The sequence below is a fragment of the Saccharopolyspora sp. NPDC049357 genome (assembly GCF_040677225.1).
In the GTDB taxonomy this organism is placed as follows: Bacteria; Actinomycetota; Actinomycetes; order Mycobacteriales; family Pseudonocardiaceae; genus Saccharopolyspora.
In genome coordinates this window covers 55,770-76,548 of the sequence record NZ_JBFAQJ010000034.1, presented here as the reverse complement: position 1 = coordinate 76,548, position 20,779 = coordinate 55,770, and the positions used below count along the sequence as shown (strand labels likewise).

Genomic DNA, 20,779 nt, shown 5'->3' with positions numbered 1-20,779 from the left:
ATGGGCCGCCACCTCGCGAGGTGCCGGCCCTTCGCCGTTTCAGACCTTGCGGGAGCGCAGCAGCGCGAAGGCCCGCTCGTCGCGGTCCGGGGTCCGGGGATCCGAGTCCTGCCGGCAGCCGACCGTGGTGAAGTCGACGACGTCCCAGCCGGTCCGGTCGAAGATCCGGCGGAGACCGGTCTCGCTGAAGATCCAGAAGTTGGTGGCGTCGTTGTTGGCCTCGGCCGGGTCCAGCAGGTAGGCGACCGGCTGGTCGGCGATGCGCGTGCCGTCCGGGGTGACCTGGGCGATGCGGGTCGAGACAAAGCACAGCTCGGCGCGCTCGGCCAGGCGCTCCAGCACCAGGAACGGGTTCTTCAGGTGGTAGAGCAGGCCGAGGAAGAACACCGCGCCGTAGCGCTCGGCGGGCAGCCGGAACTGGGCGTCCAGGTCGATCTCGTGCACCTGGGCGCGCGACGGCAGCTCCTCGACCAGGCGCCGGGCGCCGCGCAGGCCGTTGAAGTTGGTGGGCGCGTTGTCGATCAGGTCGACCTCGCAGCCCAGCTCGTCCTCCAGGAAGAACCCGAAGTCGCCGTCGGCGGCACCGATGTCGGCGATGCGGGTGCCCGCGATGCTGTCGAACACCTGCCGCTGCGGCCCGCTGAGCAGTGCGTCCAGGTGGAAGATGTTGGCCATCGTGTCGTACGGGTACCAACCGAAGTCGGCCGGCGCGATCTTGTCCTTGCGGGCCAGCAGCTCCTCGCGGTAGGCCAGCGCGCGCTCGCGCAGCGTCTCGAAGTCCATGTGATCCTCGTCCCGGCTCTGACGTTCCTGGTGTTCAGCGGACCGTTCCCGCCGCTCCCCACGCCGATCATGCCGCACGCCACACTCCGCTGGGACGTCGCCGTGGTTATCCTTCATCCGTGGAACTCCTCGACTTTCTGCACTACGGCCTCGTCACGCTCGTCGGACTCGCTGCGGTCGCGACCATCTGGTTCGCCTTCTACGTGGTGTACCGCCTGTACAACGACTGATGAAGGCCTCGTTGTAGCCTCGATGCGATGACTGCAACGCCGAACGAACCGCAGCCGGGCAGCGGCGACGCCGCAGTTGCCGCGGCGGCGGAACGAGCCAAGATCACCCGGGAACTCAACGTCCCGGAGTTCGACGACCTCCCGGGCGAGGGCGACACCGCGAACTTGCGGCTGGGCCCCTCGCTCGATGACGCATGCCTGTCGCTGCTGCCGCTGGTCGGCGTGTGGCGCGGCGAGGGCGAGGCCTCCCACCCGTCGCTGGAGGAGACCTTCCGGTTCGTCCAGCAGGTGACGATCTCGCACGACGGCCGCCCGTTCCTGATGTACTCCAGCCGCGCGTGGCGGCTGGACGGCGAGGGCGGCAACGTCGTGGCACCCGCGTTCCGCGAGACCGGCTTCCTGCGCCCGCAGCCCGACGACACCATCGAGCTCATGCTGATGCACTCGACGGGCGTCTCGGAGCTGTTCATCGGGCAGCCGCGCAACACCACGACCTGGGAGTTCGGCACCGACGCAGTGCTGCGCACCCCGACGGGCGAGGACGTCACCGCCGCCAGCCGCCTCTACGGCGTCGTCGACGGAGCCCTCGCCTACGTGGAAGAGCGAGCCACCTCGGAGCACGAACTCCAGCCGCGTCTCTCCGCAAAGCTCGACCGAGTCGCAGGCTGATCTCTGGTCACCCTGCTTGGCGGTGCGGGTAGGGGAACCTGAGCGGCGCTGTGGACTCCGCGCGCCACTCCTGATGTATGTCCAAATACACGGCGTCGCGGCGTGCTCGCCACAGCACCGCTCAGAACCCCCGGCGGTGCGAGCTGCTCAGGTGGTCAAGGAGAAACCGGCTTCGCCGCTTGCCTGACGCCTCAGTAGTTCGACTCGTAGAGGTTGACGATCTCGGTGTGCAGCGCGTCGTCGGCCTTGACCGAGGTCCCGTTGATGGCGCGGACCTGGGTCAGGCGGCGGATGCTGGAGGCGAGCCAGACGCCGTCGGATTCGAAGAGCGCCGTGGTGGGGAAGTCGACCACCTCGGTCTCCCAGCCCGCCTGCTCGGCCGCGCGGAACAGCGCGCCCTGGGTGGTGCCCGCCAGAACGCCCGAGGCCGGTGGCGTGGTCAGCAGCTTGCGGCCCTGGGCCAGCACGACCGTCGAGGTCGGGCCTTCCAGGACGGTGCCCTCGCTGGCGGTGAAGATGACGTCGTCGGCGCCGCGCGACTCGGCCTCGCGGAGCGCGGCCATGTTCACCGCGTAGGACAGCGTCTTGGCCGACAGCAGCAGCCACGGCGCCCTGTCCATCAAGTCCGGCGCGTAGCCGCGGTCGAGGGTCACGACCTCGACTCCGCTGTCGCGCTTGCGCTTGGTGTCGGGTCCGACGTCCATGCCCATCGCGAACCCGTGCGGCGTGCCGTCCCCACCGTCGATGCCTCGGGTGCAGACGAGCTTCAGGCCCATCTCCGGCTCGGAATCCCACGGCCAGGCGTCGATGACGGCCTGCCCTGCGCGCTCCCAGGCCGCGCGCTCGGGGAGCGGCATCTGCAGCAGCCGCGCGGACCTCTCCATGCGGTCGAGGTGCGGACCGAGCTCGCGCGGCTTCCGGTCGACGACCAGGATCGTCTCGAAGCAGCCGTCACCTCGCATCACGCCGAGGTCATCGGCCCGGAACAGCGGAGCTTCGGGATCGGCGAGGGTTCCGTCCAAAAGTGCCAGTACGCGCATGCCGGAAGGGTAGAGCGTCCAGTTCCCGGAGTCGGCCCGGAGGTTACGATCGAGGTGGGTTTCCCCATCCGAGCGCGTCGAGCACGGGAGCGGCATTGAGCGACCAGGGATCGCTGCGCAGCACTCTGCACCAACGGGGCATGCGCATGACGCCGCAGCGCCAGCTGGTGCTCGACGCCGTGCGCGAGCTGGGCCACGCCACGCCGGAGCAGGCGTGCAAGAAGGTGCAGGAGATCGCCCCGACGATCAACATCACCACCATCTACCGGGCGCTCGACCTGCTCGAACAGCTCGGACTGGTGCGGCACACCCACCTCGGCCACGGTGCGCCGACCTACTCCGCTGAGGAGCACGAGCACGTCCACCTCGCCTGCCACCGATGTGGCCGGATCGACGAGGTGGCCATCGAGACGATGGACGAGCTGGCCGACAAGCTGCGCACCGAGCACGGCTTCGCCCTCGACGCGACGCACCTGGCCCTGTCCGGCACCTGCCGGGAATGCCAGGCCGCCGACATCGGCTGAACCCGGTGTCGCACGAGCACGACCTCAAGGAGCGTTGAATGAGTTCACCCACGCTGGATCTGCCGGGCGCGGTGCCCGCGCCGGAGGACTCGGTGGACCGCGGCGTTCCCTGGCACTTCGGCGACCCGTTCGCCGAGCAGCGCTCGGCAGCGCGTTCGGCGGTTCTGGTGGACCGCTCGCACCGCGAGGTCATCGCGGTTCCCGGCGAAGAGCGGCTGAGCTGGTTGCACCTGGTGCTCTCGCAGCACCTCACCGAACTGCCCGACGGGCAGGGCACCGAGGCGCTCGTGCTCGACACCCACGGCCGGGTGGACAGCCACATGCTGGTCGCCCACCACGAGGGCGTGGTGTACCTGGACACCGACGCGGCCTCGGACGTCACCAGCGCGCTGCCGTCGATCGGTGTGAACGGCAGGCAGTCGCTGCCGGACTACCTGGAAGCGATGCGGTTCTGGTCGAAGGTCGAGCCGCGCGACGCCACCTCGGAGTTCGCGGTGCTGACCGCGATGGGCCCGGACGCCGGCGGCATCCTCGCCGGGTTCACCGAGGTCCCCTCCGACGCCTACGAGGTGCGCGGACTGCCGGGCGGCGGGTTCGTGCGCAACGTGCCGTTCCGCGCGTTGCAGACCTACGACCTGCTGGTTCCGCGCGAATCGCTGGTGGACTGGTGGCTCAAGCTCACCGACGCGGGCATCCGCCCGTCGGGCACGATGGCGTTCGAGGCGCTGCGCGTGGAGGCGCTGCGTCCCCGGGTCGGGATGGACACCGACGACCGCGCGATCCCGCACGAGCTGGGCTGGATCCACCTCGCCGCGCACGTGGCCAAGGGGTGCTACCGCGGCCAGGAGACGGTCTCGAAGGTCCACAACGTCGGCAAGCCCCCGCGCAGGATGGTGCTGCTGCACCTGGACGGTTCGGTGGAGGTCTCGCCGGAGATCGGCGACCCGGTGTTCCACGGCGACCGCAAGGTCGGCCGGGTGGGCAGCGTCGTGCAGCACCACGAGCTCGGGCCGGTGGCGTTGGCGCTGCTCAAGCGCACGGCTCCGGTGGACGGAGAGCTGATGGCCGGTGATCCGGAGGAGGACCGCGCGGTGGCCGCCGCGGTCGACCCGGACTCGGTGCCGCCGGACAGCGGTGAGCCCCCCGGCCGGGTGGCCGCCGACCGGCTGCGCGGCCGGTGACCGGTTAGTTTCGGTAACGGTCCTCAAGTTCTGCGCGCCAAGTGACGTCGGTGTTTGACAGGGCGGGTATGCCTTGAGGCATGCCGGTCGCCCGATCAGGGGTCGTTTCGAACACCGAGGAACGCTGATCGAACGCTCGGCGTCACACTGTTGTCGTAACGACATCACCCGAACTGTTGGCGAGCTCGACCGAATTGCCGGAGGATGGCCACGTGATCGAAGTCCGCCCGGGTGGACGGCGCCGTATCGACAGGGTCCTGTCCCCGGACTACACCAGTGGCATCGAACAACACGTGCTGGGTGATGTGCGCGCGTTGCGGGACGAGGCCGCCCAGGAGGAGACGGACCTGTCCTACCTGCGACGGGTGCTGCACGCGCGCATCGACATCGTGCGCGCCGAGCAGCGCCGTCGGCGCGAGGACGGTTCGCGGTCCGTGGTCGAGCAGCTGGTGAACATCCTGTCCGACAACGCGGTCGGCCCGGCCGCCGGTTCGGGCCGGTACCAGACCACCGAGCCCTCGCGGGCCGAGGCGCACCGCAGGCACGTGGAAGCGCTGGTCTCGGACGTGGACCTCTCCGACGTGATGTCGCTGTCCGATGAGCAGCTCGACCGGGCGCTGAGCGCCTACACCGCCGAGGAGGACTCGGTCTCGCAGCGCCGCCGCGAGGTTCAGCAGGTCGTGGATCGGCTCAACGCAGAGATCGCCCGCCGTTACCGGGAGGGCGCCGCGTCGGTGGATGACCTTCTGGCAGAGGAGCGAGACCGGCGTTGATCCCACCTGTTCCACTCGTCGAGATCATCCGAAGTGGACTTCGGGAAGGTGTGCACCACGCTTCAGTGGTGGTGATCGACCCGGACGGTGCGCCCCTGATCACGCGGGGTGACGCGACCGCTCCGATGTACCCGCGCTCGTCGCTCAAGCCCGCGCAGGCGGCAGGAATGCTGCGCTGCGGGCTCGAACTCCCCTCCGCCGACCTGGCGCTCGCCGCCGCTTCGCACAGCGGCGAGCAGGACCACATCGCTCGCGTCTCCGAGATGCTGGAGCGGTTCTCGCTGACCGAGGACGACCTGCGCTGCCCACCGGACCTGCCGATGGGCCAGGCCGCGCGCCGGGGCGTCTCGGAGGAGCGGCGGATCACCATGAACTGCTCCGGCAAGCACGCCGCGATGCTCGCCACCTGCGTGACCAACGGCTGGTCCACCGCCGACTACCTGGATCCGAAGCACCCGCTGCAGGTCGCGATCGCCGACACCGTCGTGGACCTGGCCGGCGAACCGCTGGCCAACACCGCGGTCGACGGCTGCGGCGCCCCGCTGTTCGCGATCTCGCTGACCGGGCTGGCCCGGGTGTTCCAGCGGCTGGTCAACACCCCTGTCGGGCAGGCGATGCACGAGCACCCGTGGCTGGTCTCGGGCACCGGCCGCGAGGACGTCCGGCTGATGGGGGCGGTCCCGGGGCTGATCAGCAAGATCGGAGCGGAGGGCGTCTTCGCCTTCGCCCTGCCGGACGGCCACGCCGCGGCGATCAAGATCGCCGACGGCGGTGACCGAGCCCGGCTTCCGATCGCGGTCGGCGTCCTCTCCGCTCTTGGCGTCACGGGCCTGGACGACCTCGCCGAGGAACCGGTCTTCGGCGGAGGTCACCCCGTCGGATCGATCCGGCTCATCCCCAACGCCCTGAGCTGACCTCCCCGGATCTTAAAAAGCTTCTCACCAGGACCTTGCCCGCGATATGCTCATATCGCGGAACAATTATCCCACATTTCGGGAAGGTGAGCATGAGCGCGCAGGACACCTACACGCACGGGCACCACGAGAGCGTGCTGCGGTCGCACCAGTGGCGGACGGCTGAGAACTCGGCCGCGTACCTGCTCGGCGACCTGCGCCCCGGCGTCCAGGTGCTCGACGTCGGATGCGGTCCGGGAACGATCACCCTCGACTTCGCCGAACGGGTCGCGCCGGGCCAGGTGCTGGGCATCGACAACGTCGAAGAACCGCTGGCGATCTCGCGCGCCGCCGCGGCCGAGCGCGCCGTGGACAACGCCCGGTTCGAGGTCGCCGACGTCTACCGCCTGCCCCACGCCGACGACTCCTTCGACGTCGTGCACGCCCACCAGGTCCTGCAGCACCTCACCGACCCGGTCGCCGCACTCCGGGAGATGCGTCGCGTGTGCAAGCCCGGCGGGGTCGTCGCCGCCCGCGACGCCGACTACGGCGGCATGCGCTGGTCACCCGAGCACCCGGGGATGGACCGCTGGCTGGAGCTCTACCGCGCGGTCGCCGACCACAACGACGCCTACCCCGACGGCGGCAAGCACCTCAAGACCTGGGCCCTGCAGGCGGGTTTCACCGACGTCGAGTGCACCGCCTCGGCCTGGTGCTTCGCCACACCCGAGGAACGCGCCTGGTGGGGCGATCTCTGGGCGGACCGCATCCGCCAGTCCTCCTTCGCCGACCAGGCCATCGCCTACGGCCTGACCACCCGGGACGAACTGGAGTCCCTCGCCCAGGCCTGGCACGCGTGGCGTGACGCCGAAACCGGCTGGTTCGCCGTCCTCAACGGCGAAGTCCGCTGCCGCCCCTGACCTCATCATCCCTGCGGCAGGTTCCCGATTTCAGTGGAAATCAGGTTCCCGATTTCAGTGGAGATCAGGGTTCCGATTTCCACTGAAATCGGGAAGACCACCCGCGCGGGGTGACCTCAGGAGCATGGGTTGAGCGGGGATCAGTTGTGGTGTTCGCGGGCAGCGAACTCGGACCAGAAGTCTCGGAGCTGCTCGTAGCGGGTGGCGACCTCTTCGGCGTCGTCGGCTTCCATCGCGTCGACGATGGCGTGAACGTCCTCGGCCGAGGTGTCGGCGTCGAGGTCCGACTGGGTCATCAGCTGGACGAGGCCGCCGTAGTCGAGCTCGACGGCGCTGTGCGGGTGGAAGCGCTCCAGCCAGCGCCCGGTCTCCTTGAGGATCCGGGTCGGGCCGTCCTCGCCGATCGACTGCTTCGACACCGAGTGCGCGCGAGCCACCCGCCGGCGGGCGTCGGCCATCGCGACCCGCCAGCAGACGCGGCGGCGATCGGGCTCGGTGAACACGCAGCGCTCGGTCGGGTCCACCACGACGAACCAGGGCAGCGGAACGGTCCAGGTCGACGACAGCACGTGCACGGCGCCGCCGGAGAGCTCGCTGACCACCGCGCCCGCGCGGGTGCGGGCCTTGTCCACCGACTCCGGCAGAGCCGCCGTGCGCAACGGGATCTCCGCGTCGCCCAGGAACCCCACCAGCGCGGCCGCAGCGCGGCCGTGCACGTCCAGCGGGCACACCAGCGGTCCCGGACCGACCGTGGCGGCCGGAGCGGTGGGCACGTCCTCGGGATCCAGCACGAGCACCCCGCCCACGCCTTGGACCTCGCCGTCGGCGTTCTCGCCCGGCAGCAACCGCGGGGGCGCGGCGAGTTGGCTGCGCAGCCACAGGTGCTGCTCCCACAGCCCCGCGTCGAACGGGTCGACGGACCCGCGCTCCACCGCAGCGTCGACTTCCTCGCGCAGCGGTGACTCGAACGACGACAGGGGCTCGTAAACCCTCAGATAGGCGACGAACGGCTCTGGCACAGCGAGCATGGTGTCATGCCCCCGACGAGCCGGTTCGCGCGACTCACGGCCCTCCGCGAGCCGCGCCGAGCGGTTGATCGAATCGGGCGAGTGCCACGTCACCCAAGACACGGCGGCCAACTCCTGGCACCACGTCGCGTTGAACCGCCTCGACACGGTACGGTAGTTACAGGAAAAGTTGTCGAGATCATGCGGGGCCGGCTTTCCCCTGTCCGCCCCGCACACCCTGTGCGAGGGGGTCGAGCCATGGGGCGCGGCCGGGCTAAGGCCAAGCAGACGAAGGTGGCCCGCGAGCTTAAGTACAGTTCCCCGTCCATGGACATAGAGGCGTTGCAGCGAGAGCTGTCGACCTCGGAGTCCGGCGAGTGGTCCAGCGAAGACCGCGATGACTCGCACGACGACGGGTACGACGACTACGACTACGGTCGACGTTGACGCGCTCCTCCGGTGAGAACAGCGGTTTCAACGCTGTTCGCTCGATGGCGGAGTGCGTCGCTTAGCTCGCAGGACCCACAAGAGGAACAACGCCGTGGATGGCGCCGCCGGTCACGACCGGCGGCGCCACTCACGTCTGAGAAACACCCGGAAACGGGACTGAACACGGAGAACGCCCCAGGGGCGGTGCGGGGATCAACTCCCGCACCGCCCCTGGTGCTGCGCGCGTGAAGACCCTCCAACGGGTGATCGCCACCATGCCGGGAATCCTCGGCGGGGCCCACTCGTTGTAGAGGGTGCCGGCGTCGTGCGCGTGCCCCCGGGCTCCAACTATCGCCTGCTGGGAATACCGTTCGGCTGGAGCCCATCAGTGCCACCCGCCGAGAGGCGGCCCGCACGACCCGGCTTCTCTTTTCAGCTCCGAGGTGGTCCTTCTGCTCAGCGGTGCGGGTGGGGGAACCTGAGCGGCTCCGTGGACTCCGCGCGCCACTCCTTGAGTATTCCGCTTACCCAGGGGGGTGGACACGGCGTCGCGGCGTGCTCGCCACGAAGCCGCTCAGAACCCCGGCGGTGCCGGCTGCTCAGGTGAGGCAAGGAGAAAGCACCTTCGGTGCTTGCCTGACGTTTGTGGGCATAAGAAAAGCCGCAGCGCCCTGGTGGGTGCTGCGGCTTTTCGTCTGCTGGTCAGAAGCGGGGGTGGTTGCCCCGCAGGACGACTCGGTCGTCCTCGCCGGCGCCCTCGACCGTGGGCTGCTTGGCGACCTCGCCGAGGACCCAGGCGGGCACGTGGCGGGCGGTGAGCACGGCCAGGGCGCGGTCGACGTCCTCCGCCGTGACCACGGCGACCATGCCGATGCCCATGTTGAAGGTGCGCTCCATCTCCTCGGCCTCGACCCGGCCGCGCTGGGCGATCATCCGGAACACCGGCGCGGGCGTCCACGTGCCGCGGTCCAGCGTGGCGGTCAGGCCCGGCGGGATGACCCGCGCCAGGTTCTGCGCGAGACCACCGCCGGTGACGTGCGCGAACGTCCGGACCTCCGCCTCGGCGGCCAGCGCCAGGCAGTCCTTGGTGTAGATCCGGGTCGGCTCCAGCATCTCCTCGCCGAGGGTGCGGCCGAACTCCTCCACGTGGCCTTCCAGCGGCATCCGCGCCAGGTCCAGCAGCACGTGCCGGGCCAGCGAGTAGCCGTTGGAGTGCAGACCGGACGAGCCCATCGCGATGACCACGTCGCCGGTGCGGACCTTGTCCGGCCCCAGCATCCCGTCGGCCTCCACGACGCCCACGCCGGTGGCGGAGATGTCGTACTCGCCGGGCGCCATCATCCCCGGGTGCTCGGCGGTCTCGCCGCCCAACAGCGCGCAACCCGCCTGCACGCAGCCCTCGGAGATGCCCTTGACCAGGTCCGCGATCCGGTCCGGGATGACCTGGCCGACGGCGATGTAGTCCTGCAGGAACAGCGGCTCGGCACCGGCGACCACCAGGTCGTCGACGACCATGGCGACCAGGTCGATGCCGACCGTGTCGTGCTTGTCCACGGCCTGCGCCACGGCCAGCTTCGTGCCCACACCATCGGTCGAGGACGCGAGGACCGGCTCCTTCCAGCGGTCGAGCTTGAGCTGGAACAGGCCCGCGAACCCGCCGAGGGAACCGAGCACCTCCGGCCGCGTCGCGCGCTCCGCCCAGGGGCGGATCTTCTCCACCGCCTCGTCACCGGCCTCGATGCTCACTCCCGCCGCGGCGTAAGTGGCTTTCGGGGTTTCGGATTGGGCAGACCCTGCGATCAGGTCTTCGGACACGACTGGCTCCACATCTAGTGCGATTTGCGATTCGCCGGACGCGCAATCCTGGCACGACCAACGCTACGCGGCGACGGTGAGGTCAAGGACGTTGCAGCGCGTCTTCCGCCCCGTAACCGCTGGGCAGCACGGGCTCGGCGGGACCGGCCACGCCTCGCTCGTTGCCGAGTCCTTCCAGCAGGTACTTGCCGATCCGCGCGTCGTCCGGCAGCGGGATCGGGTACTCGCCGTCGAAGCAGGCCGCGCACAACCGGTTGCGGGGCTGCTCGGTGGCGGCGATCAGGCCGTCCAGCGAGACGTACCCGAGGCTGTCGGCGCCGATCGAGCGCCGCACGCCGTCGTCGTCGAGGCCGTTGGCGACCAGCTCGGCGCGGGAGGCGAAGTCGATGCCGTAGAAGCACGGCCACTTCACCGGCGGCGAGGCGATCCGCACGTGCACCTCGACGGCTCCGGCCTCGCGCAGCATCCGCACCAGCGCGCGCTGGGTGTTGCCGCGCACGATGGAGTCGTCGACCACGACCAGCCGCTTGCCGCGGATGACCTCGCGCAGCGGGTTGAGCTTGAGCCGGATGCCCAGCTGGCGGATCGTCTGCGAGGGCTGGATGAACGTCCGGCCCACGTAGGAGTTCTTCACCAGGCCGTTGCCGTAGGGGATGCCGGACGCCTGGGCGTAGCCGACCGCGGCCGGGGTGCCCGACTCCGGGACGGGGATGACCAGGTCGGCGTCGACCGGGTGCTCCTTGGCCAGCCTGCGGCCGATCTCCACGCGGGTGCCGTGCACCGTGCGGCCGGAGATCGTGGTGTCCGGGCGCGCCAGGTAGACGTACTCGAACACGCAGCCCTTGGGCTTGGGACTGGCGAAGGACTGCGAGCGCAGACCGTCGGCGTCGATGGCCAGCAGCTCACCGGGCTCGACCTCGCGGACGAACGACGCGCCGACGATGTCCAGCGCGGCGGTCTCGCTGGCCACGACCCAGCCGCGTTCGAGGCGGCCGAGCACCAGCGGGCGCACGCCCTGCGGGTCGCGGACCGCGTAGAGGGTGTCCTCGTCGCAGAAGACCATCGAGAACGCGCCCGAGACGGTCGGGAACAGCTCCATCGCGGCCTGCTCCAGGCCGATGTCCGCGGCCTTGGCCGCGAGCATGCCGGTGACCAGGTCGGAGTCGCTGGAGGCGCGTTCGCAGCCGTTGGCGGGCGACGACAGGTTGCCGCCGTCGACCTTGCCGAAGTCGCGCGCGCGTTCCAGCAGCTCGGCGGTGTTGACGAGGTTGCCGTTGTGGCCGAGCGCGAGGCCGCTGCCCGCACCGGTGGTGCGGAAGGTCGGCTGCGCGTTCTCCCAAGACCCTCCACCGGTGGTGGAGTACCGGCAGTGCCCGACGGCGACGTGACCGTGCAGCGAAGCGAGCGTCTGCTCGGTGAACACCTGGCTGACCAAGCCCAGATCCTTGTAGACGACCACCTGAGAGCCGTCGCCGACGGCGATGCCGGCGGCTTCCTGGCCTCGGTGCTGGAGGGCGTAGAGCCCGTAGAACGAGAGCTTGGCGACTTCTTCGCCAGGGGCCCAGACGCCGAACACGCCGCATTCTTCGCGGGGGATGTCCCGCTCCAACGCGTCGGCGGAGGTGTCGAAGGTCGGAAAGGGCAGGTCCGTTGTCGTGCTGGCACTAGCCGGACGGTCGGTGACCACCGAGAACTCCCTGGATGACGGAGCCGGAGTTACACCTCAGTGTAAGGCGCGGGAAACCTGGGCGAACCCCACCCGAAGCGTGTCGGCCATCTCATCACAACACGTAGCAGGTCCGAAGCCCTCAGCCCTGCTCCACGCGCACGATCGGGAGCCACTGGGAGACGTCGGAGCGCGAGCCGGAAGCGGTCAGCAGCCCGCCTTCGACGGCTTCCGACCAGGTCAGGCGTCCGGTAGCGAGCAGCAGCCAGGTCCGCGGATCGGTCTCGACGACGTTCGGCGGGGTGCCGCGGGTGTGCCTGGGTCCTTCGACGCACTGCACGGCCGCGAACGGCGGGACCCGCACCTCGACGCTGTTGCCGGGCGCGATCTGCTCCAGCGTCCGCAGGCTCAGGCGCACGGCCTTGGCCATCTCGGGCCTGGCGGGACGGCGTTCGGCGTCGTCGAGCCATTCGCGCACGGCGGTGACCGCCTCGCGCATCTCCCCGGGGTCCACCGCACCGCGCTTCGGCATGGCGCGGAGTCTAGTGCGGTCGGTTCTTGCCCGAACTGACCGGGCAAAAGGCATGTTGATCATGGACGGTCGGACCAGAACCGCCCGATCGTGCGCCTCGGTGCCGGTGCTCAGATGTGCGGAACCGGTGCCGAGACGCCTGATCGATTCACCCGCCAGATCGATTCACAGCCAGCCGAGCTTGACCGCCTGCATACCGGCCTGGAACCGCGTCTCGACGCCGAGCCGCGAGATCAGCTCGCGCACCCGGCGGTGCGCGGTGCGAGCGCTGAAGCCCATCAGCCTGCCGATGGTGTCATCGGTGGCGCCCGAGGCGAGCAGCGACAGGATCCACCGCTCCTCCTCGGTGGGCCGCAGCTCGTTGCCGTCGAGGTCCTGGTTGGCCGTGAACGGCGCCGCGTAGCGCCACAGGTCCTCGAAGATGCGGGCGATCGCCGCCAGCATCGCCGAGCTGCGCACCACGACCGCGCTCTCCACCGAGGTCTCGGTGACGGTCAGCGGCAGCAGCGCGATCTCGTTGTCCACCATGATCAGCTTGGTGGGCGCCACGTGGATCACCCGCGCCTGCTCGCCCAGCGCGACGAGCTTGGTCGTGATGTCCAGCTGCGGCGGACGAGCCAGCGCGGAGCGGTCGTAGAGCACCTGGTAGCGCACGCCTTCGGCGAGCTTGCGCGATTCCAGCGAGTCCAGCGTGCCGGTCTGCGCGTAGGGCGGCTTGGCGACGCCCTGCACCAGGTGCGTGGCGCTGGCCTGCAGCTCGTAAGCCGCCCAGCCGACCCGCTTGGCCCCGTGCACGACCTGCAGCACTCCCGCGCTGCCGGCCTGCGCCCGAGCCGCTCGGGTGACCGATGCGACCTGCGCCTGCACGGCGCGCTCGCCGAGCTGTTCCGGTGCGCCCGGCTCGGCGACTCCGGTCGGTGCCTTGGTCAGTTCCTCGGTGTATCCGGGTAACACGGCACATCCCTCCTCGATGTGCCCCGGCGATGCCCGCCTCGCGTTCAGGCGCGGCACCGCAATGGACACTGAGCTCCCCCTGTTGTTGGCAACGTATCCACCGGGAACAACCGCCGGAACCGACTTTCGCCGGACCAGTTGGGCGACGAACGTGTTTTACGCCCGATCAGCGGAGCCCCGATACCCCCGAAAGCAGCGCCTTCACGCAGCGCGGGCCCTCCCTGAAGCGCTCAGGAAGGGCCCGCGACGGCGCTCTATCGCGTCAGGCGATCACAGGTCGCCGATCTGCAGGAGGTCGGCGAGGGTGCCCTGCGGGGCGCCCTGGACGACACCCGCGGATGCCTGGCCCTGCAGGCCCTTGATGACGTCGGCCGGAGCGGTGCCCGGGTTGGCGCCCAGGAACAGCGCGCCGACGCCGGCCACGTGCGGGCTGGCCATCGAGGTGCCGCTCATCGCCTCGGTGCTGCCACCGGGAACGGTGGAGACGATGTCCACGCCGGGGGCGTAGCCCTCGACGGTGGCGCCGAAGTTGGTGAACTCGGCGGAGGTGTCGGTGTTGTCCGACGCGGCCGTGGTGAACACGCCCTCCGCGCTGGCCGGGGACACCTGCTCGGCGTCCTGCGACTCGTTGCCGGCGGCAACGGCGAGGAACACGCCGCTGTTGACCAGGTTGGTGGCCGCCTCGTCGAGGGCCGGGTCCTTCGGACCGCCCAGCGACATGTTGGCGACGGAGTTCTCGTCGTGGTTCTGCGCGACCCAGTCGATGCCGCCGACGACGGACTCCGTGGTGCCCTGGCCCTGGTCGTCCAGGACGCGGACGCCGACGAGCTTGGCGGCCGGGGCGACACCGTAGGTGTTGGAGCCGATGGTGCCGGCGACGTGCGTGCCGTGGCCCTGCTTGTCGATGCCGTCGCCACCGGTGGCGTCGAAGCCGACCGAGGCGCGACCGCCGAAGTCGGGGTGGTCGGGCGCGATGCCGGTGTCGATGATGTAGGCGGTCACGCCCTCACCCTTGCCGGTGGGGGTGTAGCTGTCGTCCAGCGGCAGCGCCGGCTGGTCGATGCGGTCCAGGCCCCACGAGCCGACGGCGGCCGGCTTGACGTTGGGCTCGACCGCCATGCGGTAGCTCTGCGAGATGTTCTGGACCTTGTCGCTGGCCCGGACCTTCTCCAGCTGCTCGGGGTTGAGCTTGGCCGAGAAGCCGTTGATCGACGTGGTGTAGGTGTGCCGGGCCTGGACGCCCAGCTCCTCGGCGATGCCCTGCGGGGCGATGCCGTCCTTGAGGTTGACGATGTAGACGTCCGCGGTGTCCCTGGACTGAGCCTGCGGGTGCAGGGTCAGCGGGGCGAGTTCGACCTGCGGCTGTGCGCCGGCGGGAGCTCCGGCGAACACGAGCGCCGCCGCGGCAACCCCTGCCCCGGTGCCGAAGAGCAGCTTCCTCATGCGTTCCCCTCCTTCAAACGGTTCCGCTCGGGTGGGGCCGAGCGGAGGTGTTTCAGAGCGGAACGTAACCAGCGAGTGCACTCGTATGGGCGACGTTGGCGATTTTGCGCCAAACAATCGGACGTTGGGGTTAACGAATTCCCAATCGGACCAGACTTACCGGGAATGAGCAGCTGAAACCCGAGCAAGCGCAAGGGGCTGAACGGCCCGGCGATCGCCGGATTTCCCAGTTGTTACCCGCAAGTAGGAGTAACACTGCGTACTCAATATAACGGAGGGTGCGGACGCTCTAGCGGGTGGCGGCTACCCAGCGCCGCAACCGCAGCCGAACCGACTCGACGTACTCGTCGGACTGCTCGGAATCGCCGTCGGCCGGCTCGGGATCCACGCCGTAGGTCATCCCGTAGTAGCGGAACAGCGCTCGTTCCGTCGCCAGCGGCAGGTCGCCCTTGTCCAGGTCGACCCGAGGTGCTTGGCGGACCGCCTCCTTGCCGACCGAGACGGTGAGCGTGTCGCCGTCGAAAGCGGCGCCGTCGAGCGGCACGAAGCTCTCGTTCGTGCCGAACAGACCGGTCTGGACCGTGATCCACGCGGGTTGTTCGGTGTCGTCGTCGATGAACAGCTGTCCCACGATGCCGATTCGCTGCCCCGCCGGATCGAAGACCTCGCACCCGAACATGCGCAACGCTTCCCGCTGACCGATCATCGAGCACCCCTCCCCGCAAAGCCCGGGAACCAAGTCTCCCCCTTCGTCGCGCGGCGCGGCACCTCAAAACGGCGGACTGACCTCTTCGGACCACCCGGGGCGAAGAATGGGACCCTTCAACGGGAACGCTCGGCAGTCGCGGGGCGTGTTCTTGTCCAGCCGAGTTAACGGAGTCTCGATCCTCATGACCGAACCCACGCCGCCGATCACCGACGAGATGCGGGCGCACGCCAAGGAGAACCCGAACACCTGGCTGTACATCGCCGACCCCGGCTACGCCCAGGACGACGAGGGCGACATGCCGCCGGAGGGCGTCGTGGGTGCTTACCGGATCGATGAGAACGGCGTGATCGACGAGGAGTTCCAGTTCAACGAGCAGTACGTCCCCTCGGACCTGATGCTGCACCGGCCGGAGCCGAGCAATGATCTGGAGCGCGTGCTCGACGAGATCGCCGACGGCGAGCGCCCGGAGGACGACCTGCCGCAGGCGGTCCTGGACGGCGAGGTGATGCTCTACGCGCCGTCGGCCGACGACCGCAACGTCTACACCGCCGAGATGTCCGACGGGACCACGCTGGTCCCGGCCTGCACGTCGCCCTCCCGGGTGCCCGAGGACTGGCCGGGCTACCGCACCGTTCCCGGTTCCTGGCTGCCCGACGTCCTCGGCGGCTACGACCTCGGCCTCAACCTGCACGAGGCCGTCCAGGCGGTGATCCCCAACGGCGTCCTCGTGCAGTTCGCCGAGGACCAGGGTGAATGAGGCCGCTCATCTCGCTCGGCGATGCGGGTAGTGGTACCTGAGCGGCACGATCGACGGCTGGCCGGTCACCCACGTCGAACTTAGGGTCGGCGGGGTGACCGGACCGGGACTGATCGAGGACTACGCGCTGCTGTCCGACCTGCGCACGGCCGCGCTCGTCGGCAAGGACGGATCTCTCGACTGGTTGTGCCTGCCGCGCTTCGACGCGCCCGCCTGCTTCGCGAGGCTGCTGGGCGGCGAGGGCCGCTGGTCGATCGCCCCGACCGAGCCGGTGCGCGAGGTGCGCCGGCGGTACCGGGAGAACTCCCTGGTGCTGGAAACGGAGTTCCGCACCGACACCGGCGTGCTGCGGCTGATCGACTTCATGCCGCCGCACGAGGTGAACCAGCACGACGAGCCGTGCGTGGTGCGGATCGTCGAGGGCGTGTCCGGCGAGGTCGGCTTCCAGCTCGACTGGGTGCTGCGCTTCGACTACGGCGATTCGGTGCCGTGGGTGCGGCGGGTCAGCGAGACCGCGCCGGTGCTCGACGAGTACGTCGTGGGCATCGCCGGTCCGCACACCGTCGTGCTGCGCGGCGAGGAACTGCCCACCCGGGTCGACGGCGAACGCGCCCACCGCCACACCGGGACGATCTCCGCCGGTCAGCGCATGTCCTGGGTGCTGCAGTGGTCGTCGAACCCCGACGCGCTGCCCGCGCCGATGGACCCGGAGCAGGAACTGCGGGAGTGCGAGGGGTTCTGGCGGGACTGGTCGTCCAAGATCGTCTACGACGGGCCCTACTCGAAGGCCGTGCGCCGCTCGCTGGCCACGCTCAAGGCGCTGATCTACGCGCCGACCGGGGGCATCGTCGCCGCCCCCACCACCTCGCTGCCGGAAGCCGTTCCCGGCAACCGCAATTGGGACTACCGCTACTGCTGGCTCCGCGACGCCACGCTGGTGCTGCTCGCCCTCGACGACCTCGGCTGCACCGCCGAGGCCGAGGCGTGGCGGCGCTGGCTGGTCCGCTCCGTGGCCGGCGACCCCGCTGACCTGCAGATCATGTACGGCGTCGGCGGTGAGCGGCACCTGATCGAGTGGGAAGCGGACTGGCTGCGCGGGTACCGGGACGCGAGCCCCGTTCGGGTCGGCAACGCCGCCTACCGGCAGCGGCAGCTGGACGTCTACGGCGAGGTGATGGACGCGCTGCACCTGGCCCGCGAACGCGGACTGGTGGAGAGCGAGGACTCGTGGGCCCTGCAGCGCGGCATGCTCGCCCACCTGGAGCGGATCTGGCGGGAACCCGATCGCGGGCTCTGGGAGGTGCGCGGGCCGGACCGGCACTTCACGCACTCCCAGGTGATGGTGTGGGTCGCCTTCGACCGCGCGGTGCGCGCTGCCGAGGAGGACGGGCTCCCGGGTCCGGTCGAGCACTGGCGGGAGCTGCGCGAAGAGGTCCGCGAGGAGGTGCTGCGGCGCGCGTGGAACCCCGAGATCCGCGCGTTCACCCAGTTCTACGGCGGAACCTCGCTGGACGCCTCGGTCCTGCTGCTGCCCGCGGTCGGCTTCATCTCCGGCGACGACGAGCGGATGCGCAGCACCGTCGAGGCCGTCCAGCGCGAGCTCCAGCGCGGGGTGCTGGTCGACCGCTACACGACCACCGATGAGCCGAACGAGGTCGACGGTCTGAGGGGGCGGGAGGGTTCGTTCCTGGCCTGCTCGTTCTGGATGGTCGACGCGCTGGCCTACTGCGGCCGGCGCGACGAGGCGGAGCGGATGTTCGTCGAACTCGTCGAGATGGCCAACGACGTCGGTCTCTACTCCGAGGAGTTCGACGCCGCGAGCGGTTGCTTCACCGGCAACTTCCCGCAGGCGTTCAGCCACCTCGCGCTGGTCAACTCGGCGGCGGTCCTCTACGGAGGCCGCACGCGGGAGCAGAAGTCCCGGCGCAACGGCCAGGAACTGTCATGAGCGCGGTTCCCGCTGCCCGCACCGCGCGGTGATCCCGAGCAGCTCCTACTCCAGGTGGGAGAAGATGTAGTCGGTGACCGTCCGGGGATCGCCGGGTTTGGCCCAGAGGTAGCCCTGGCCGGTCTCGCAGCCGATCTCGGCCATGCGGCGGGCCTGCGCCTGGGTCTCCACGCCCTCGGCGGTGACCGTGAGGCCGAGCGTGTGCGCGAGATCGACGAGGGTGCCGACGATGCGGGCGTCGACCGGATCGGCGCGTTCGGCGTCGCGCAGGCCCTCCATGAACGAGCCGGCGATCTTGAGCTCGTGCACCGGGAGGTGCCGCAGGTAGGCGAGGTTGGAGTAGCCGGTGCCGAAGTCGTCGATGGCGATGCGCACACCCATCCGCGCCAGCGCGCGCAGCTTGTCCAGCGGCTCGTCGGCGGTGGACATGATCGTGCTCTCGGTCAGCTCCAGCTGGAGCCGGTGCGGCGCGAGACCCGTCTCCTCCAGGATCTCGACGACGTCGCGGACCAGGTTCGGGTCGCGCGACTGCCGGACCGCGAGGTTCACGCTGACGAACGGGGCCGAGTCGCCGAACCGGTCCTGCCACCGCTTGGCCTGCTCGCACGCCTTGCGCAGCACCCACCGGCCGAGCGGGACGATCAGCCCGGTCTCCTCGGCGAGCCCGATGAACTTGTCCGGCCCGAGCCTCCCGAGGTCGGGATGCGCCCAGCGCACCAGGGCCTCGACGCCGACGACCGAGCTGTCCCGCAGCCCGATCAGCGGCTGGTAGTCCACGTAGAACTCCTCGCGTTCCAACGCCGCGGGCATCGAGGCGGCCAGCCGCAGCCGGGCGACCTCGTTGGCGTTGCGCTCCGGGTCGAACTGCGCCCAGCGGCCCTTGCCGTCGGACTTCGCCCAGTACAGCGTCACGTCGGCGTCGCGCATGAGCTCGGCGGCGGTCTGCCCGTCGACGTTCCGCTCGACGATGCCGACGCTGGCCGAGACGGTCAGCTCGTGGCCGTCGATGCGGATCGGCTCGTCGATGACCGACAGCACCTGCTCAGCGATCTCGACCGCCTGCTCGGTCCCGGTGGACTTCTGCAGCAGGATGACGAACTCGTCCCCGCCCATCCGCGCGACCAGCCGGTCGTCGCCGTGCACCGCCGCGGCGAGCCGCTCGGCGACGGTCACCAGCAGTTCGTCGCCGACGTGGTGGCCGAGGCTGTCGTTGATGACCTTGAAGCCGTCGAGGTCCATGTAGCACAGCGCGATCCGGTCGTCGCGGTCGTGGCGCTTGAGGACCGATTCCAGGCGGTCGAGGAACAACGCCCGGTTCGGCAACGTCGTCAGCGGATCGTGCATCGCCTGGTAGCGGAGCCGTTCCTGCAGCTCGCGGCGGTCGGTGACGTCCTCGATCAGGGCGACCTGGTAGAGCGGTTTGCCGTCGTCGTCGCGGATCAGGGACACGAACAGCTCGGTCCACACCGTCTTGCCGCTGGGCCGGGAGAACTGCTTCTCCACGCGGAACTGCTCGCGCTCGCCGCGCAGCAGCTCGTCGTAGAGCCGCCAGATCCGCTCCGAGTCAGCGGGGTGGACCATGTCCGGGACCTGCATCCGGCGGATGTCGTCGGGGGAACGGCCCAGGATGCGCGCCAGCGACGCGTTGACCTCCAGGATCCGGCCGTCGATGTCGGCGATGCCGATGCCGATGGCGGCCTCGGAGAAGATCGCCCGGAATCGGGCCTCGCTGGTGCGCAGGGCCAGCTCGACGGCGTCGCGCGCGTCGAGCACGGCCTGCCGGATGGCCTCCTGCTCGTCGAGCGTGCGCTTGCGCGCGGCCTGCACGAACCCGGAGCACAGCGCCGCCTGCAGCGCGGCGACGCGCTTGCGCCACACCGGGTCGTCGCCGAGCCGCAGCACGTCGAGCATCTCGTCACCGATGAGCTCGACGGTGCGGGCCAGCGACTCGGAGCTGGTGAAGTGCACACCGATCAGGTCAGCGCCCACCGCGCGGGCGGGCGAGGCGTCGAAGGGCTCACCGACCAGCGCGTCGACCAGGCGGTCGGTGTAACCGTGCAGACGACCTTCGACCTCGGCGCTGGTCATCGGCACGTAGCTGGTTCCCATGAGCGCCTGCGCCCAGACCGCGGCGAAGCGTCGTCGGTCCGTTCGGTTCACCTTGGCGGCCACCTCGTGAGCGCTGGGCACCGGCGCGGTCCAGCCAGTCATGCCTGGGCGCCCTCCACTCGTCGTCCTAGCCTGGCCGTTACTCGTCGGAGCATACGGCCGGTTGAGCTTGGCAGTCGAACATCATGTACGGCACCCGGAGCAGTCGCGACACCTGTGTCGGGCGGCCATCCGCGTGGCCGAGAGACAAATACCGCTACCGCCCGCGATCGGTTCATCGATGAACGGCGACGGAGTTCGAACCCCCACTGTTAGACGCTCAACCCACCCCCAGAGGTTGCGCTGGCAATTCTTCGCCAAAACCCCTGTTCGGGTGCCCCGCAGCTGTACGGATTGA

The 20,779-nt window shown here is 69.8% G+C and carries 19 protein-coding genes; 9 read left to right on the top strand and 10 right to left on the bottom strand.

Features of this window, described 5'->3' with window-relative positions; genetic code table 11:
• Positions 1–39: 39 nt before the first annotated feature.
• Positions 40–783 (bottom strand): methyltransferase domain-containing protein, encoded by a 744-nt coding sequence (locus AB0J91_RS24685; protein WP_363873034.1) that lies wholly within the window; start codon positions 781–783, stop codon positions 40–42.
• 257 nt (positions 784–1,040) lie between these two features.
• On the opposite strand from AB0J91_RS24685, the gene AB0J91_RS24680 reads away from it, so the two are divergent.
• Positions 1,041–1,682: an FABP family protein gene (locus AB0J91_RS24680; protein WP_363785769.1), complete on the top strand. Its 642-nt coding sequence runs from the start codon at positions 1,041–1,043 to the stop codon at positions 1,680–1,682.
• Positions 1,683–1,873: 191 nt separating this feature from the next.
• Here AB0J91_RS24680 and AB0J91_RS24675 read toward each other — a convergent pair whose 3' ends face one another.
• Positions 1,874–2,722, bottom strand: a complete 849-nt coding sequence (locus AB0J91_RS24675) for an aminodeoxychorismate lyase (protein WP_363873031.1) — start codon at positions 2,720–2,722, stop codon at positions 1,874–1,876.
• Positions 2,723–2,862: 140 nt separating this feature from the next.
• Between AB0J91_RS24675 and AB0J91_RS24670 the strand changes: the two genes are divergently transcribed.
• The 5 genes from AB0J91_RS24670 to AB0J91_RS24650 all read left to right on the top strand — a co-directional run bounded on the left by AB0J91_RS24670 (position 2,863) and on the right by AB0J91_RS24650 (position 7,013).
• Complete coding sequence (locus AB0J91_RS24670; RefSeq protein WP_363873058.1) at positions 2,863–3,246, top strand: transcriptional repressor; 384 nt, start codon at positions 2,863–2,865, stop codon at positions 3,244–3,246.
• Positions 3,247–3,284: 38 nt separating this feature from the next.
• Positions 3,285–4,427: a folate-binding protein gene (locus tag AB0J91_RS24665; RefSeq protein ID WP_363785764.1), complete on the top strand. Its 1,143-nt coding sequence runs from the start codon at positions 3,285–3,287 to the stop codon at positions 4,425–4,427.
• Between the two features lie 212 nt (positions 4,428–4,639).
• Positions 4,640–5,200: an aerial mycelium formation protein gene (locus tag AB0J91_RS24660; RefSeq protein WP_363873028.1), complete on the top strand. Its 561-nt coding sequence runs from the start codon at positions 4,640–4,642 to the stop codon at positions 5,198–5,200.
• Positions 5,197–6,114: an asparaginase gene (locus AB0J91_RS24655; RefSeq protein WP_363873025.1), complete on the top strand. Its 918-nt coding sequence runs from the start codon at positions 5,197–5,199 to the stop codon at positions 6,112–6,114. Before AB0J91_RS24660 ends, AB0J91_RS24655 begins: the two co-directional genes overlap by 4 nt.
• Before the next feature lie 92 nt (positions 6,115–6,206).
• Positions 6,207–7,013 carry a methyltransferase domain-containing protein gene (locus AB0J91_RS24650; RefSeq protein ID WP_363873022.1) on the top strand — a complete coding sequence of 269 codons (807 nt, stop codon included), beginning with the start codon at positions 6,207–6,209 and terminating at the stop codon, positions 7,011–7,013.
• 140 nt (positions 7,014–7,153) lie between these two features.
• Here the strand turns inward: AB0J91_RS24650 and AB0J91_RS24645 are convergent, their stop codons facing one another.
• Positions 7,154–8,032: a hypothetical protein gene (locus tag AB0J91_RS24645; RefSeq protein ID WP_132680455.1), complete on the bottom strand. Its 879-nt coding sequence runs from the start codon at positions 8,030–8,032 to the stop codon at positions 7,154–7,156.
• A 246-nt stretch (positions 8,033–8,278) separates the two neighbouring features.
• On the opposite strand from AB0J91_RS24645, the gene AB0J91_RS24640 reads away from it, so the two are divergent.
• On the top strand, positions 8,279–8,467 hold the full coding sequence (locus AB0J91_RS24640) for a DUF3073 domain-containing protein (protein ID WP_093419982.1): 189 nt from the start codon (positions 8,279–8,281) through the stop codon (positions 8,465–8,467).
• A 684-nt stretch (positions 8,468–9,151) separates the two neighbouring features.
• On the opposite strand, the gene purM is transcribed toward AB0J91_RS24640, so the two are convergent.
• The 6 genes from purM to AB0J91_RS24610 form a co-directional block, all read right to left on the bottom strand.
• The gene (purM, locus tag AB0J91_RS24635) at positions 9,152–10,264 is read right to left on the bottom strand and encodes a phosphoribosylformylglycinamidine cyclo-ligase (RefSeq protein WP_363785753.1); all 1,113 of its coding nucleotides are present in this window, start codon (positions 10,262–10,264) and stop codon (positions 9,152–9,154) included.
• 82 nt (positions 10,265–10,346) lie between these two features.
• Complete coding sequence (purF, locus tag AB0J91_RS24630; protein WP_363786367.1) at positions 10,347–11,909, bottom strand: amidophosphoribosyltransferase; 1,563 nt, start codon at positions 11,907–11,909, stop codon at positions 10,347–10,349.
• Between the two features lie 163 nt (positions 11,910–12,072).
• Positions 12,073–12,462, bottom strand: coding sequence for a sterol carrier family protein (locus AB0J91_RS24625; RefSeq protein ID WP_363873019.1), 390 nt, complete (start codon positions 12,460–12,462; stop codon positions 12,073–12,075).
• A gap of 165 nt (positions 12,463–12,627) precedes the next feature.
• Positions 12,628–13,416: a DNA-binding response regulator gene (locus tag AB0J91_RS24620; RefSeq protein WP_363873016.1), complete on the bottom strand. Its 789-nt coding sequence runs from the start codon at positions 13,414–13,416 to the stop codon at positions 12,628–12,630.
• A 270-nt stretch (positions 13,417–13,686) separates the two neighbouring features.
• Positions 13,687–14,859, bottom strand: coding sequence for a S8 family peptidase (locus AB0J91_RS24615; protein ID WP_363785746.1), 1,173 nt, complete (start codon positions 14,857–14,859; stop codon positions 13,687–13,689).
• A 289-nt stretch (positions 14,860–15,148) separates the two neighbouring features.
• On the bottom strand, positions 15,149–15,565 hold the full coding sequence (locus AB0J91_RS24610; RefSeq protein WP_363785744.1) for a PRC-barrel domain-containing protein: 417 nt from the start codon (positions 15,563–15,565) through the stop codon (positions 15,149–15,151).
• Between the two features lie 184 nt (positions 15,566–15,749).
• On the opposite strand from AB0J91_RS24610, the gene AB0J91_RS24605 reads away from it, so the two are divergent.
• Together AB0J91_RS24605 and AB0J91_RS24600 are read left to right on the top strand one after the other, a co-directional pair.
• Complete coding sequence (locus AB0J91_RS24605) at positions 15,750–16,325, top strand: type VII secretion system-associated protein (protein ID WP_363873013.1); 576 nt, start codon at positions 15,750–15,752, stop codon at positions 16,323–16,325.
• Positions 16,326–16,419: 94 nt separating this feature from the next.
• On the top strand, positions 16,420–18,273 hold the full coding sequence (locus AB0J91_RS24600) for a glycoside hydrolase family 15 protein (RefSeq protein WP_363873010.1): 1,854 nt from the start codon (positions 16,420–16,422) through the stop codon (positions 18,271–18,273).
• A 45-nt stretch (positions 18,274–18,318) separates the two neighbouring features.
• On the opposite strand, the gene AB0J91_RS24595 is transcribed toward AB0J91_RS24600, so the two are convergent.
• Positions 18,319–20,484, bottom strand: coding sequence for an EAL domain-containing protein (locus tag AB0J91_RS24595; RefSeq protein ID WP_363873007.1), 2,166 nt, complete (start codon positions 20,482–20,484; stop codon positions 18,319–18,321).
• Positions 20,485–20,779: the final 295 nt, after the last annotated feature.

Excerpts from the sequence above, each read along its gene's own strand:
- AB0J91_RS24595 (WP_363873007.1), bottom strand. The coding sequence starts at position 20,484 with ATGACTGGCTGGACCGCGCCGGTGCCCAGCGCTCACGAGGTGGCCGCC.
- AB0J91_RS24650 (WP_363873022.1), top strand. The coding sequence starts at position 6,207 with ATGAGCGCGCAGGACACCTACACGCACGGGCACCACGAGAGCGTGCTG.
- AB0J91_RS24640 (WP_093419982.1), top strand. The coding sequence starts at position 8,279 with ATGGGGCGCGGCCGGGCTAAGGCCAAGCAGACGAAGGTGGCCCGCGAG.
- AB0J91_RS24685 (WP_363873034.1), bottom strand. The coding sequence starts at position 783 with ATGGACTTCGAGACGCTGCGCGAGCGCGCGCTGGCCTACCGCGAGGAG.
- AB0J91_RS24625 (WP_363873019.1), bottom strand. The coding sequence starts at position 12,462 with ATGCCGAAGCGCGGTGCGGTGGACCCCGGGGAGATGCGCGAGGCGGTC.
- AB0J91_RS24665 (WP_363785764.1), top strand. The coding sequence starts at position 3,285 with ATGAGTTCACCCACGCTGGATCTGCCGGGCGCGGTGCCCGCGCCGGAG.
- AB0J91_RS24670 (WP_363873058.1), top strand. The coding sequence starts at position 2,863 with ATGCGCATGACGCCGCAGCGCCAGCTGGTGCTCGACGCCGTGCGCGAG.
- AB0J91_RS24610 (WP_363785744.1), bottom strand. The coding sequence starts at position 15,565 with ATGATCGGTCAGCGGGAAGCGTTGCGCATGTTCGGGTGCGAGGTCTTC.
- AB0J91_RS24615 (WP_363785746.1), bottom strand. The coding sequence starts at position 14,859 with ATGAGGAAGCTGCTCTTCGGCACCGGGGCAGGGGTTGCCGCGGCGGCG.
- AB0J91_RS24680 (WP_363785769.1), top strand. The coding sequence starts at position 1,041 with ATGACTGCAACGCCGAACGAACCGCAGCCGGGCAGCGGCGACGCCGCA.
- AB0J91_RS24675 (WP_363873031.1), bottom strand. The coding sequence starts at position 2,722 with ATGCGCGTACTGGCACTTTTGGACGGAACCCTCGCCGATCCCGAAGCT.
- AB0J91_RS24605 (WP_363873013.1), top strand. The coding sequence starts at position 15,750 with ATGACCGAACCCACGCCGCCGATCACCGACGAGATGCGGGCGCACGCC.